The sequence below is a fragment of the Citrobacter sp. RHBSTW-00944 genome (genome assembly GCF_013615435.1).
Classification (GTDB): domain Bacteria; phylum Pseudomonadota; class Gammaproteobacteria; order Enterobacterales; family Enterobacteriaceae; genus Citrobacter; species Citrobacter braakii.
Genome location: NZ_CP055418.1, coordinates 1,106,435 through 1,120,375, shown reverse-complemented (window position 1 = coordinate 1,120,375; position 13,941 = coordinate 1,106,435). Strand labels below are relative to the sequence as shown.

Annotated in this window: 15 protein-coding genes and 1 CRISPR repeat array (1 of these 16 running past the window's edge); of the genes, 3 read left to right on the top strand and 12 right to left on the bottom strand. The window is 53.8% G+C overall.

The features are described 5' to 3' along the window. Positions 1 to 47 precede the first annotated feature (47 nt). A complete protein-coding gene (gene mutS / locus HV334_RS05190; RefSeq protein ID WP_181221857.1) occupies positions 48 to 2,615 on the top strand; it encodes a DNA mismatch repair protein MutS in 2,568 nt (855 codons plus the stop codon). Between the two features lie 79 nt (positions 2,616 to 2,694). On the opposite strand, the gene rpoS is transcribed toward mutS, so the two are convergent. Together rpoS and nlpD are read right to left on the bottom strand one after the other, a co-directional pair. Then, a complete protein-coding gene (rpoS, locus tag HV334_RS05185; RefSeq protein WP_000081498.1) occupies positions 2,695 to 3,687 on the bottom strand; it encodes an RNA polymerase sigma factor RpoS in 993 nt (330 codons plus the stop codon). 62 nt (positions 3,688 to 3,749) lie between these two features. Further along, positions 3,750 to 4,832, bottom strand: coding sequence for a murein hydrolase activator NlpD (nlpD, locus tag HV334_RS05180; protein WP_230330220.1), 1,083 nt, complete (start codon positions 4,830 to 4,832; stop codon positions 3,750 to 3,752). Here nlpD and HV334_RS25240 point away from each other — a divergent pair. Beyond that, complete coding sequence (locus HV334_RS25240) at positions 4,735 to 4,962, top strand: hypothetical protein (protein ID WP_225622947.1); 228 nt, start codon at positions 4,735 to 4,737, stop codon at positions 4,960 to 4,962. The genes nlpD and HV334_RS25240 overlap by 98 nt on opposite strands. Before the next feature lie 32 nt (positions 4,963 to 4,994). On the opposite strand, the gene HV334_RS05175 is transcribed toward HV334_RS25240, so the two are convergent. The 10 genes from HV334_RS05175 to cysD all read right to left on the bottom strand — a co-directional run bounded on the left by HV334_RS05175 (position 4,995) and on the right by cysD (position 12,459). Further along, positions 4,995 to 5,621 (bottom strand): protein-L-isoaspartate(D-aspartate) O-methyltransferase, encoded by a 627-nt coding sequence (locus HV334_RS05175; protein ID WP_003034172.1) that lies wholly within the window; start codon positions 5,619 to 5,621, stop codon positions 4,995 to 4,997. Next, positions 5,615 to 6,376, bottom strand: coding sequence for a 5'/3'-nucleotidase SurE (gene surE, locus HV334_RS05170; protein ID WP_047499412.1), 762 nt, complete (start codon positions 6,374 to 6,376; stop codon positions 5,615 to 5,617). Before surE ends, HV334_RS05175 begins: the two co-directional genes overlap by 7 nt. Further along, entirely contained in the window at positions 6,357 to 7,406 is a 1,050-nt protein-coding gene (truD, locus tag HV334_RS05165) for a tRNA pseudouridine(13) synthase TruD (RefSeq protein ID WP_049282617.1), read from the bottom strand. The genes surE and truD overlap by 20 nt, the downstream gene beginning before the upstream one ends. Continuing rightward, the gene (gene ispF, locus HV334_RS05160) at positions 7,403 to 7,882 is read right to left on the bottom strand and encodes a 2-C-methyl-D-erythritol 2,4-cyclodiphosphate synthase (protein WP_016154209.1); all 480 of its coding nucleotides are present in this window, start codon (positions 7,880 to 7,882) and stop codon (positions 7,403 to 7,405) included. The genes truD and ispF overlap by 4 nt, the downstream gene beginning before the upstream one ends. Then, the gene (gene ispD / locus HV334_RS05155) at positions 7,882 to 8,592 is read right to left on the bottom strand and encodes a 2-C-methyl-D-erythritol 4-phosphate cytidylyltransferase (protein WP_181221250.1); all 711 of its coding nucleotides are present in this window, start codon (positions 8,590 to 8,592) and stop codon (positions 7,882 to 7,884) included. The genes ispF and ispD overlap by 1 nt, the downstream gene beginning before the upstream one ends. Positions 8,593 to 8,610: 18 nt before the next feature. Then, a complete protein-coding gene (ftsB, locus tag HV334_RS05150) occupies positions 8,611 to 8,922 on the bottom strand; it encodes a cell division protein FtsB (protein WP_003034163.1) in 312 nt (103 codons plus the stop codon). 215 nt (positions 8,923 to 9,137) lie between these two features. Next, positions 9,138 to 9,461 (bottom strand): DUF3561 family protein, encoded by a 324-nt coding sequence (locus HV334_RS05145; protein WP_016154211.1) that lies wholly within the window; start codon positions 9,459 to 9,461, stop codon positions 9,138 to 9,140. Between the two features lie 47 nt (positions 9,462 to 9,508). Further along, on the bottom strand, positions 9,509 to 10,114 hold the full coding sequence (cysC, locus tag HV334_RS05140; RefSeq protein WP_181221249.1) for an adenylyl-sulfate kinase: 606 nt from the start codon (positions 10,112 to 10,114) through the stop codon (positions 9,509 to 9,511). Continuing rightward, entirely contained in the window at positions 10,114 to 11,541 is a 1,428-nt protein-coding gene (gene cysN / locus HV334_RS05135) for a sulfate adenylyltransferase subunit CysN (protein ID WP_115190298.1), read from the bottom strand. The genes cysC and cysN overlap by 1 nt, the downstream gene beginning before the upstream one ends. 9 nt (positions 11,542 to 11,550) lie before the next feature. Then, positions 11,551 to 12,459: a sulfate adenylyltransferase subunit CysD gene (gene cysD, locus HV334_RS05130; RefSeq protein WP_003034152.1), complete on the bottom strand. Its 909-nt coding sequence runs from the start codon at positions 12,457 to 12,459 to the stop codon at positions 11,551 to 11,553. Between the two features lie 254 nt (positions 12,460 to 12,713). On the opposite strand from cysD, the gene HV334_RS05125 reads away from it, so the two are divergent. Next, the gene (locus HV334_RS05125; RefSeq protein WP_019077559.1) at positions 12,714 to 13,760 is read left to right on the top strand and encodes an aminopeptidase; all 1,047 of its coding nucleotides are present in this window, start codon (positions 12,714 to 12,716) and stop codon (positions 13,758 to 13,760) included. 34 nt (positions 13,761 to 13,794) lie between these two features. Then, positions 13,795 to 13,941: direct repeats of the CRISPR family, unit length 29 nt; unit sequence CGGTTTATCCCCGCTGGCGCGGGGAACAC; it runs 1,103 nt beyond the window's last position.

The following is a 13,941-nucleotide window of genomic DNA, read 5'->3' as shown; positions in this document are numbered from 1 at the left end:
GGGGCCATATGAGCACTTGAAAGAATTAAAAAATGAGTAAAATCAATATGAATGAAGACATTGATAAGGACTTCTCTATCCATACCCCCATGATGCAGCAGTATCTCAAGCTGAAGGCTCAGCACCCGGAAATACTGCTGTTTTACCGCATGGGCGACTTTTACGAACTGTTTTATGACGATGCGAAACGCGCGTCTCAGCTGCTTGATATCTCCCTGACCAAACGCGGCGCATCTGCGGGCGAGCCAATCCCGATGGCTGGCATTCCTCATCATGCGGTAGAAAACTACCTCGCCAAGCTGGTCAATCAGGGTGAGTCCGTTGCTATTTGTGAACAGATTGGCGATCCGGCGACCAGCAAAGGCCCGGTTGAGCGCAAAGTGGTACGTATTGTCACACCAGGCACCATCAGTGATGAAGCGTTGTTGCAGGAACGCCAGGACAACCTGCTGGCCGCCATCTGGCAAGACAGTAAAGGGTACGGCTACGCTACGCTGGATATCAGCTCCGGGCGTTTTCGTGTCAGTGAACCCGCTGACCGCGAAACCATGGCCGCGGAATTGCAGCGCACCAACCCCGCTGAATTGCTGTATGCCGAGGATTTTGCCGAAACCTCGCTGATAGAGGGACATCGCGGCCTGCGTCGTCGTCCGCTGTGGGAATTTGAAATTGATACCGCCCGTCAGCAGTTAAATCTGCAGTTCGGCACGCGGGATCTGATTGGCTTTGGCGTGGAAAACGCCCCACGCGGGTTATGCGCTGCCGGCTGTCTGCTGCAATACGTAAAAGATACCCAACGCACTTCGCTTCCGCATATTCGCTCCATCACCATGGAGCGTCAGCAGGACAGCATCATCATGGACGCCGCCACACGCCGCAATCTGGAAATCACCCAGAACCTGGCGGGCGGGGTGGAAAACACGCTGGCTTCAGTACTCGACTGCACCGTGACACCGATGGGTAGCCGTATGCTCAAGCGCTGGCTGCATATGCCGGTCCGCGACACCAAAATCCTCATCGAGCGCCAACAGACCATCGGCGCGCTGCAGGATACCACCAGCGAATTACAACCCGTGCTGCGTCAGGTAGGCGATCTGGAACGTATTCTGGCGCGTCTGGCCCTGCGTACTGCGCGCCCGCGCGATCTGGCCCGTATGCGTCATGCCTTCCAGCAATTACCCGAACTGCGCGCACAACTGGAAAACGTAGACAGTGCCCCCGTGCAGATGCTGCGCGAGAAAATGGGTGAGTTTACTGAGCTGCGTGAACTGTTGGAACGTGCCGTCGTGGAAGCTCCGCCGGTGCTCGTCCGTGACGGCGGCGTCATTGCCCCAGGCTACAATGAAGAGCTTGATGAGTGGCGAGCGCTGGCTGATGGCGCCACGGACTACCTCGACAGACTGGAAATCCGCGAACGCGAACGCACCGGTCTGGACACGCTGAAAGTAGGATTTAACGCCGTGCACGGCTACTACATTCAGATCAGCCGTGGGCAAAGTCATCTGGCGCCAATTAACTACGTACGCCGCCAGACATTGAAAAACGCCGAACGCTACATTATTCCGGAACTGAAAGAGTACGAAGACAAAGTTCTGACCTCAAAAGGCAAAGCACTGGCGCTGGAAAAACAGCTGTATGACGAACTGTTCGACATGCTGCTGCCACACCTGGCTGATTTGCAACAGAGCGCCAGCGCGCTGGCGGAGTTGGACGTGCTGGTCAACCTCGCGGAGCGTGCTTATACCCTGAATTACACCTGTCCGATCTTCACCGATAAACCCGGCATTCGTATTACCGAGGGACGTCATCCGGTGGTTGAACAGGTGCTGACCGAGCCGTTTATCGCCAACCCGCTTAACCTCTCGCCTCAGCGACGGATGCTGATCATCACCGGCCCAAACATGGGGGGGAAAAGTACCTATATGCGCCAGACTGCGTTGATTGCGCTACTGGCCTATATCGGCAGCTACGTTCCGGCACAGAAAGTCGAGATCGGGCCTATCGATCGTATCTTTACCCGCGTGGGCGCGGCGGATGATCTGGCATCAGGTCGTTCCACCTTCATGGTAGAAATGACCGAAACCGCCAACATTCTGCATAACGCCACCGAGAACAGTCTGGTGCTGATGGATGAGATTGGACGCGGCACCTCCACCTACGACGGCCTGTCGCTGGCATGGGCATGCGCAGAAAATCTGGCAAATAAAATCAAAGCATTAACTTTATTTGCGACCCACTACTTCGAACTGACGCAGTTACCGGAGAAGATGGAGGGCGTCGCTAATGTGCATCTGGATGCGTTAGAGCACGGCGATACCATCGCCTTCATGCACAGCGTGCAGGATGGCGCGGCGAGCAAGAGCTATGGTCTGGCAGTCGCTGCCCTGGCTGGCGTACCGAAAGAGGTGATCAAACGCGCGCGGCAAAAACTGCGCGAACTGGAAAGCATCGCGCCAAATGTTGCCGCAACCCAGGTCGACGGCACGCAGATGTCGCTGCTGTCAGTACCGGAAGAAACGTCACCCGCCGTTGATGCGCTGGAAAACCTCGACCCGGATTCGCTAACGCCTCGCCAGGCGCTGGAGTGGATCTACCGGTTGAAAAGTCTGGTGTAGCAAAAAGAGCCCGATAGCGGTAGCCCTAAAGAAAAAGGCCAGTCTCAATGAGACTGGCCTTTCTTGATAGAACTTGTGCTTACTCGCGGAAAAGCGCTTCGATATTCAGTCCCTGAGTCTGCAGAATTTCACGCAGACGACGCAGACCTTCAACCTGAATCTGGCGAACACGTTCACGAGTGAGACCAATTTCACGGCCCACATCTTCCAGTGTCGCAGCTTCGTACCCCAGCAGACCAAAACGACGTGCCAGCACTTCACGCTGTTTGGCGTTCAGTTCGAACAGCCATTTGACGATGCTCTGTTTCATATCATCGTCTTGCGTGGTGTCTTCCGGACCGTTTTCCTTTTCATCGGCCAGAATATCCAGCAACGCTTTTTCGGAATCGCCACCCAGCGGGGTGTCTACCGAGGTAATACGCTCGTTGAGTCGGAGCATACGGCTGACGTCATCAACCGGTTTATCCAGTTGTTCAGCAATCTCTTCTGCACTCGGTTCGTGGTCCAGTTTATGCGACAACTCACGCGCGGTACGCAGATAGACGTTCAGCTCTTTTACAATGTGAATCGGCAGTCGGATCGTACGGGTTTGGTTCATAATCGCCCGTTCGATCGTCTGGCGGATCCACCAGGTTGCGTATGTTGAGAAGCGGAACCCACGTTCCGGGTCAAACTTCTCGACGGCACGGATAAGCCCTAAATTGCCCTCTTCAATCAGGTCCAGCAATGCCAGACCACGATTGCCATAACGACGAGCAATTTTCACCACCAGACGCAGGTTACTTTCAATCATGCGACGGCGAGATGCGACATCTCCACGCAGTGCGCGACGCGCAAAATAAACTTCTTCTTCGGCTGTTAACAGTGGTGAATAACCAATCTCACCAAGGTAAAGCTGAGTCGCGTCCAACACACGCTGTGTGGCCCCCTGCGATAACAGCTCTTCTTCAGCCAGGTCGTTATCACTGGGTTCCTCTTCACTCAAGGCTTTTTCATCAAAAGCCTCTACTCCGTTCTCATCAAATTCCGCATCTTCATTTAAATCATGAACTTTCAGCGTATTCTGACTCATAAAGGTGGCTCCTACCCGTGATCCCTAACGGAACTAGCACGTGAAAGCCTGGTTCCGCCTAATTATCGCTGCGGTAAATAGCGCAGCGGGTTTACGGATTTCCCCTTGTAACGAATTTCAAAATGCAAGCGTGTTGAACTGGTTCCGGTGCTACCCATGGTAGCTATTTTCTGCCCCGCCTTGATTTCTTGTTGTTCCCGGACCAGCATTGTATCGTTATGGGCGTAGGCGCTCAGGTAATCATCGTTATGTTTGATGATAATAAGATTACCGTAACCACGCAGCGCATTACCGGCATAGACGACGCGTCCATCTGCGGTCGCGACAATAGCCTGTCCTTTGCTGCCTGCAATGTCGATCCCTTTATTGCCACCTTCGGTAGCCGCAAAGTTTTCGATCACTTTGCCGTCAGTCGGCCAGCGCCAGGTAGAGATTGGCGAGCTAGTCGACGTTGAGCTTGCAGTTGATTCGGTTGTGCTAACTGCTGGAGCCGTTACAGGCGCTGTGACCACAGTCCCAGCAGGCTTGTTGTTCGGCAACATTTTGTTAGCACTTTGTTCACCTGAATCCTCAGAATACGTAATTGTTGGTTTCGAAGCAACAGCAACGGTGGAATTTTGTGCAGGGTTGGTCACAACTCCTTGCTGTGCTGCATCCGCCTGGGTGATGGCATTGCCACCGGTTATCGGTGCGCCAGACGCGTTGCCCACTTGCAGAGTTTGACCGACATTCAGGCCATACGGGGCCGGAACGTTATTGCGTTGTGCGAGGTCACGGAAATCGTTCCCGGTGATCCAGGCAATATAGAAAAGGGTATCGCCTTTCTTAACAGTATAGGTACTGCCGCCCGTGTAGCTACCTTTCGGAATATTCCCATACTTACGATTGTATACAATACGACCGTTTTCCATCTGCACAGGCTGTTGAGCAACAGGCTGGATTTGCGTTGGCTGTGTGGTTGGTTGCTGCACCGACTGGATCTGTGGCGTCTGCTGTACTGTCGACGTCGAGCCCATTTTAGGTGGAGGCGTAATCAGCATGCCAGAACTGGTGTTCGTTGATGCACTACCGTTAACCGAGCTGACCGGCGCTGGTGGATTCGAGGTGTTTGAACAACCTGCCAACCATAGTGAAACCAGTGACAATGCCGCAATGCGGCGAACGGTAAATTTGTGGCTTCCCGCGCTCATTTATCCCCCAGGAAAATTGGTTAAAACCAGTGACGTAATCACCGTGCAAGGCACCGTCACAATACGCTTACTCTTTCGAGAATAACCAGGAAAACTCCAGGTATTCAGCAGCGCTATCTACGCAAGCTCCCCTTTCACTAAGGGAACGAAACGTACGGCCTCCACGGTATCGATAATAAATTCGCCTCCCCGACGACGCACCCGCTTCAGAAACTGGTGCTCATCGCCCACGGGTAAGACGAGAATGCCACCCTCATCCAGTTGCATCATCAATGCGGTTGGGATCTCGGGCGGCGCTGCCGTTACAATGATAGCGTCAAACGGAGCTCGCGCCTGCCAGCCTTGCCATCCATCACCATGACGGGTCGAAACATTATGTAAATCAAGCTGCTTCAGGCGGCGACGCGCCTGCCATTGCAAACCTTTAATGCGCTCAACGGAGCACACATGATGCACCAGGTGCGCCAGAATCGCCGTCTGGTAGCCAGAGCCAGTACCAATTTCCAGCACCCGAGACTGCGGCGTTAGCTCAAGCAGTTCGGTCATTCGCGCAACCATATAAGGCTGCGAAATCGTCTGCCCCTGACCAATCGGCAGGGCAATATTGTCCCAGGCCTTATGTTCAAACGCCTCATCAATGAATTTTTCACGCGGCACGGCGGCGAGCGCATCGAGGACAAGCTCATCTCTGATGCCCTGCGCACGTAATTGTTCAAGAAGAGTGTGTACGCGTCTGCTTACCATTGCGTGTCGACTCCCACGCTGTCTAACCAGTCAGAAACCACTTCATGCGCGCCGTATGCGGTTAAATCGACATGCAGCGGCGTGATAGAAACATAGCCTTCATCGACGGCGGCAAAATCCGTATCCGGCCCGGCGTCGCACTTTTCGCCCGGTGGCCCGATCCAGTACAGCGTATTACCGCGTGGGTCCTGCTGTGGAATAACCTGATCCGCCGGATGGCGACTGCCGCAGCGCGTGACGCGAATACCTTTAATCTGATCCAGCGGTAAATCCGGCACGTTGATATTCAAAATGCGACCGGTGCGCAGCGGTTCACGACTCAGCGCCCGTAAGATACGACAGGTTACTGCGGCAGCAGTATCGTAGTATTTATGGCCATCAAGTGAGACAGCCAGCGCCGGGAATCCCAGATGACGGCCTTCCATTGCCGCCGCAACGGTACCGGAATAGATAACATCATCACCCAGATTAGGACCCGCGTTGATACCAGAAACGACAATGTCCGGACGCGGACGCATTAATGCGTTCACGCCCAGATAGACGCAGTCGGTGGGCGTACCCATTTGTACGGCGATATCGCCGTTATCATAGGTAAAGGTGCGAAGTGAGGATTCCAGCGTCAGCGAGTTAGACGCGCCACTGCGGTTACGATCCGGGGCAACCACCTGTACGTCAGCAAACTCACGCAGCGCTTTCGCCAGCGTTTGTATACCGGGTGCGTGGACCCCATCATCGTTACTCAGCAATATACGCATAATCACCCATTGTGTTAATAAGTTCCCTTACAACACTGGTGGCGAAGCTACCTGCCGGTAGCCAGAAGCGTAACTCGACGGTTACGTCATCCCACCAGTTCCAGCTTAATTGTTGTGGATACAGCAACATAGCGCGACGCGACGCGTCGACTTTCTCGCGCAATAACAGAGCTTGCAGCGCGGTTTCATCAGCAACAGCGGCTTTTTCAAACGCCAGTGCGTCGCGCTGAGTTCCCCACTCACCGCTGCCCGGTAATGCCGCTGTGATCATCAATTCTTTCTCATCGACGCGACGCTGTAATTCTGTGTGTTCTTCCTGTGTGGCGACAAACCAGCTTCCGCGTCCGGATAATTGTAGCGCATCGCCGTCAACAACTTGATTAAAGTCTGTTTTTTTCAAGCGTTCACTGACTATCTGATTAAACAACGCGCTACGGGCCGCCGACAACCAAAAACTGCGTTTATTGCGATCGCGCACCGGCGCATCGCTTTGTGCCCAGCGCAGCGCCCCTTGCAGGTTGCTACCGCCGATACCAAAACGCTGAGCGCCAAAATAGTTCGGTACGCCGCGTTCGCTAATCGCCTGCAAACGCGCTTCAACGTCATTTCGCTCGCTCACTTCACGCAACACCAGCGTAAATTCGTTGCCTTTCAGCGCCCCTAAACGCAGCTTACGCTTGTGGCGCGCGTACTCCAGAACTTTACAGCCTTCGAGCTCAAATTTGCTTAGATCAGGCATTGCATTGCCCGGTACGCGCGCGCACAGCCACTGTTCCGTGACCGCATGCTTATCTTTCTGCCCGGCAAAGCTCACTTCACGGGCGTGAATTTTCAGGAATTTCGCCAGCGCGTCAGCCACAAAACGGGTGTTACAACCGTTCTTCAGGATGCGCACCAAAACATGCTCGCCTTCGCCATCCGGTTCGAAGCCTAAATCTTCGACAACAACAAAGTCTTCCGGATTCGCTTTCAGGACGCCATGGCCCAGTGGTTTGCCATGGAGATACGTCAGATCGTCAAACACAGTCATTTCGGTGCCTTAATGAGTAACGCCACCGCTTCACAGGCAATCCCTTCCCCACGCCCGGTAAAACCGAGTTTTTCCGTGGTGGTCGCTTTCACGTTAACATCATCCATATGGCAGCCGAGATCTTCGGCAATAAACACGCGCATTTGCGGAATGTGCGGCAGCATCTTCGGCGCCTGAGCAATAATTGTCACATCCACATTACCAAGCGTATAGCCTTTGGCCTGAATACGCCGCCAGGCTTCTCGCAATAATTCACGACTATCGGCACCTTTAAAGGTCGGGTCGGTGTCAGGGAAGAGTTTACCGATATCCCCCAGCGCAGCCGCGCCCAGCAGAGCATCGGTTAGCGCGTGTAACGCCACATCGCCATCAGAATGCGCCAGCAATCCTTTTTCATACGGGATGCGCACACCACCAATGATAATTGGGCCTTCTCCGCCAAAAGCGTGTACGTCGAAACCGTGTCCAATTCGCATTATGTCTTCTCCTGGTGGGTAGTCCGGGTCAGATAAAATTCGGCCAACGCCAAATCCTCTGGACGCGTTACTTTAATATTATCAGCCCGTCCTTCAACGAGCTGAGGGTGTAAGCCGCAATATTCCAGCGCCGAGGCCTCATCCGTAATGGTTGCGCCTTCGTGGAGCACACGGGTCAGGCAGTCGTGCAACAGCTCGCGAGGGAAAAACTGCGGTGTCAACGCGTGCCATAAATCGGTGCGATCGACCGTATGGGCAATGTCTGTTCGGCCCGGCTCCGCGCGCTTCATCGTGTCGCGTACTGGTGCCGCCAGGATCCCGCCGGTGCGGCTGGTCTCACTGATTGCCAGCAAACGGGCTAAATCATCCTGGTGCAGACACGGACGCGCGGCGTCATGCACCAGTACCCAACTGGCCTCACCTGCGGCTTGCAAACCAGCAAGGACAGAATCGGCACGCTCGTTGCCGCCATCCACTACGGTAATTTGCGGATGCGCGGCGAGTGGAAGTTGGGCAAAGCGGCTGTCGCCTGGGCTGATAGCAATAACGACTCGCGTCACCCGGGGATGAGCCAGCAGCGCATCAACCGAGTGTTCAAGAATGGTTTTATTGCCAATAGAGAGGTACTGCTTAGGACACTCTGTTTGCATTCGGCGGCCAAACCCGGCAGCCGGCACCACGGCGCAAACGTCCAATAAAGTGGCTGCCATGTTAAATCCCTGGACGGTTTATCGATTGTTTTGCCCTGCAGTCTGAGCGCGTTTAGACGCGTCAGGCACCAGACGATAAAAGGTTTCGCCCGGCTTAGTCATGCTGAGTTCGTTGCGCGCGCGCTCCTCAATAGCCTCTTGTCCGCCATTGAGATCGTCAATTTCGGCAAAAAGCTGATCGTTACGCGCTTTAAGTTTCGCGTTCGTAGCTTGCTGCGCAGCAACATCATCGTTGACGCGACTATAGTCATGTATGCCGTTCTTACCGAACCACAGCGAATACTGCAGCCAGACCAATAAAGCCAGCAACAGCAGCGTTAGTTTACCCATCCTGCCCCCTGAAAAACGGCATTAACATCCCATAACTTCCGCAGACAACTTTACATCAACGGTCGGGAATGCCGCGACAACGCGGGCAAATGTACCACATTTGCCCGTTGTTACGTATACCCCGTGTAAGGAGAACATAATCTCATTGTTGGTTACGGTTTGAATTATGACCAGAGAGTGAGCAACATCAGCGATTGTTAAAAAAAGGCGTTTGCCTAACCCAACAACCACAGAAATAGCGCGCCAAACATCGCCCCAACCACCAGTAGGGTGCAGGTAATGCTCAGCAGCAACAGCCCCTTCAATAGGGAATGCAGCGCAATACCCGCGACAATCGCCACGGGCAGCAATGCGAGGAAAAAGGGCCAGGTATAAATGAAGAAAAAGAGTGTGTTAGGGCCATAAATCAGAAACGGAATCCCCAGCGCCAACAGCCACGCGATAAAACCGACCACGGCACCCGGTAGTGACCAGGTGGTTTCATCGTCGGCGGCGAAGGTATCTGACTCTGTAATAGTAATGTTATGGCTGTTACGCATATCTAATCCTGTGACCGTGACTGACCGGGCATACAAGCTCGGGTGTCTCAGGATCTGATAATATCTTCCTGCCTCAGCAGGTCTAATAATTGGGGTACCAAATTTGTTACCAATTGTTCACCATCAAGGTGAATCTCTGGCGATTCAGGCGCTTCGTATACCGAATCAATTCCGGTGAAATTGCGCAACTCACCCGCCCGCGCTTTTTTATACAGCCCTTTTGGATCGCGTAATTCGCACGTTGCCAGCGGCGTATCGACAAAAACCTCAATAAAACGCCCTTCGCCAACGCGTTCACGGACCATTTTGCGTTCGGCGCGATGTGGAGAGATAAAGGCGGTCAACACCACAAGACCCGCATCCACCATCAGGTTAGCCACCTCGCCAACCCGACGAATATTCTCCTTACGATCGGCATCGCTAAACCCAAGATCGCTGCACAGGCCGTGGCGCACGTTATCGCCATCCAACAAATAGGTACTCACTCCCAGCTTGTGCAACGCCTCTTCCAGCGCCCCTGCTACCGTGGATTTACCGGAACCAGACAGCCCGGTAAACCACAGCACAACACCACGATGACCGTGGCGTTGTTCCCGCTGTTGCGGTGTAACAGGATGGACATGCCAGACGACGTTTTCGTCATGCAGCGCCATTATTTTCCTCCCAGCAGATCGCGCGCGCCCCAGTGCGGGAAATGGCGACGCACTAACGCATTAAGCTCCAGCTCAAACGCGCTGAACTGAGAAGCCGCGGCGTGATCCTGGACGATTGGCTCACGTACCAGCCCCGCGCCAACGGTAACGTTGGTCAGGCGGTCAATGATAATCAGCCCGCCCGTAACCGGGTTCTGCTGATAGGTATCCAGCACCAGCGGCTCATCAAAGGTCAGATTAACCAGACCGATGCCGTTTAGCGGCAACGCTTCAACATCACGTTGGGTCAGGTTATTAATATCAATCTGGTACTGCACGTTATCAACGCGTGCGCGGGTCTTCTTACCGGCGACTTTGATGTCGTAGCTCTGCCCAGGCGACAACGGTTGTTCCGCCATCCACACCACATCAACGGCAGCGCTTTGTACCGCAGGTAACGCTTCACCGGCATCAAGCAGCAGGTCGCCCCGGCTGATATCGATCTCATCTTTCAATACCAGGGTGATCGCTTCACCCGCATGCGCTTGCTGTAAATCGCCATCAAAGGTTACGATCCGTGCCACGCTCGACTCAACGCCGGATGGCAGTACTTTGACGCGTTGCCCTACCTTCACACTACCGGAGGCCAGCGTCCCGGCATAACCACGAAAATCCAGATTCGGTCGGTTCACATACTGCACCGGGAAGCGCATCGGCTGAGTATCAACTATGCGTTGGATCTCAACGGTTTCCAGTACTTCCAGTAGCGTCGGACCGCTGTACCACGACATGCTGGCGCTTTGTGAAGCCACGTTGTCGCCTTCCAGCGCAGAGAGCGGCACAAACCGGATATCCAGGTTGCCCGGCAACTGTTCAGCAAAAGTAAGATAGTCTTCGCGAATGCGGTTAAATGTCTCTTCGCTAAAGTTCACCAGATCCATTTTGTTGATCGCCACCACCAGGTGTTTGATCCCAAGTAGCGTGGAGATAAAGCTGTGACGACGGGTCTGATCCAGCACGCCTTTACGCGCATCGATCAGCAGGATCGCCAGGTCGCAGGTCGACGCACCGGTCGCCATGTTGCGGGTGTACTGCTCATGGCCGGGAGTATCCGCAATAATAAATTTACGCTTCTCGGTAGAGAAATAACGGTAAGCCACGTCGATGGTGATGCCCTGCTCGCGCTCGGCTTGCAAGCCGTCAACCAATAACGCCAGATCGAGCTTTTCGCCCTGAGTACCGTGACGTTTACTGTCGTTGTGCAGCGATGAAAGCTGGTCTTCATAAATCTGACGCGTGTCGTGCAGCAGGCGACCAATCAGGGTGCTTTTCCCGTCATCCACGCTACCGCAGGTTAAAAAACGCAGCAGGCTTTTGTGTTGCTGGGCGACCATCCAGGCTTCAACGCCGCCTTCATTAGCAATTTGTTGTGCAAGTGTCGTGTTCATGGCGGCTCCTTAGAAATACCCCTGACGTTTCTTCAGCTCCATGGAGCCCGCCTGGTCGCGGTCAATCACGCGGCCCTGACGTTCACTGGTGGTTGAGACCAGCATCTCTTCGATGATTTCCGGCAGCGTCTGCGCATTCGACTCCACCGCGCCTGTCAACGGCCAGCAGCCGAGCGTACGGAAACGCACCATGCGTTTTTTAATCACTTCACCCGGTTGCAGATCGATTCTGTCGTCATCAATCATCATCAGCATGCCGTCGCGTTCCAGCACCGGACGCTCCGCCGCCAGGTACAGCGGCACGATGTCGATATTTTCCAGCCAGATGTACTGCCAGATATCCTGTTCAGTCCAGTTGGAGAGCGGGAATACGCGAATGCTTTCGCCTTTGTTAATCTGTCCGTTGTAGTTATGCCACAGTTCCGGACGCTGATTTTTAGGGTCCCAGCGATGAAAACGATCGCGGAAAGAATAAATGCGCTCCTTGGCACGCGATTTCTCTTCGTCACGACGAGCGCCACCGAACGCGGCGTCGAAACCGTATTTGTTCAACGCCTGCTTCAACCCTTCGGTTTTCATAATATCGGTATGCTTGGCGCTACCGTGAACAAACGGGTTGATGCCCATCGCCACCCCTTCCGGGTTTTTATGCACCAGCAGTTCACAACCGTAGGCTTTCGCCGTGCGGTCACGAAACTCGTACATCTCGCTGAATTTCCAGCCAGTATCAACGTGCAGCAGAGGGAACGGCAACGTGCCAGGATAAAACGCTTTACGCGCCAGATGCAGCATTACGCTGGAATCTTTGCCGATGGAATACATCATCACCGGATTCGAAAACTCGGCGGCCACCTCACGAATAATATGGATGCTTTCCGCTTCCAGTTGCCGCAGGTGGGTAAGTCGTTTTTGATCCATAACCGTTCCTATGTAATGCCGTTATTTTGCTAACGATGCTCAGATAACCTGACTATAGGGAGGGCAAGAGGGCGAATGAAATTACGAATTGGAATGAGTAGTTCCTCAAAGGAATAACGATCCGGAAAAGCAAATATCAAAAAGTGCTTAAGCTACCGAATTTAGGGCATTTAGGAGCAAATGAAATTGTTTTACCTCGATCACGGTTTCATACTAGCGGCTAAAAATTTCTGCTTGGTATTTAAGGACTCATTATGTTTTCCGCAACGCGCCCCCTTCTTGCAATCCTGGCGCTCGGCGCGTGCTTTATCCTTCCCGCACAGGCAACATCTTCCAAACCTGGAGATATCGCAAATACCCAGGCTCGATATATCGCAACGTTTTTCCCAGGCCGCGTAACGGGCTCTCCGGCAGAAATGTTGTCTGCTGATTATATTCGTCAGCAATTTCAGCAGATGGGCTACAGCAGTGATATTCGAACGTTTAATAGCCGTTATGTTTATACCGCCAAAAATAACCGTAAAAACTGGCATAACGTCACGGGGAGTACCGTTATTGCCGCACACGAGGGTAAAGCGCCACAACAGATTATTATCATGGCGCACCTCGACACCTACGCCGCACAGAGCGACGCTGATTCCGATGCCAATCTGGGTGGATTGACCCTGCAAGGTATTGATGACAACGCCGCAGGGCTTGGCGTGATGCTGGAACTGGCGGAAAAACTCAAAGACGTGCCGACGCAGTACGGCATTCGATTTATCGCCACCAGCGGCGAGGAAGAAGGCAAACTGGGCGCGGAGAACATCCTGAAGCGAATGAGCGCCGCCGAGAAGAAAAATACGCTGCTGGTTATCAACCTCGATAACCTGATCGTCGGCGATAAGCTCTATTTCAATAGCGGTAAGAAAACCCCGGAAGCGGTGCGAAAATTGACGCGTGACCGGGCGCTGGCCATCGCGCACAGCCGCGGTATCGTAGCCAGCACCAATCCGGGACTGAACAAAAACTATCCGAAAGGTACTGGATGTTGTAACGATGCAGAGGTCTTCGACGATGCGGGCATTGCCGTGCTCTCCGTTGAAGCAACCAACTGGAGTCTGGGCAAGAAAGATGGCTATCAACAGCGCGCCAAAAGCGCCTCGTTCCCGGCAGGCAACAGCTGGCACGATGTGCGACTGGATAACCAGCAGCATATCGATAAAGCCTTACCGGGCAGGATAGAGCACCGTAGCCGCGACGTGGTACGCATTATGCTCCCGCTGGTAAAAGAACTGGCAAAGGCGGGAAAATCCTCGTAACCCATCCAGCCCCATAATATTTCTGCTTTCAAAGTGGATTATCCCCGCTGGCGCGGGGAACACACCAATCGAGATTAACATTGTAACGGCGCGATCGGTTTATCCCCGCTGGCGCGGGGAACACCAACCTCCCCCATTATTTACCGGAAATCACCGCGGTTTATCCCCGCTGGCGCGGGGA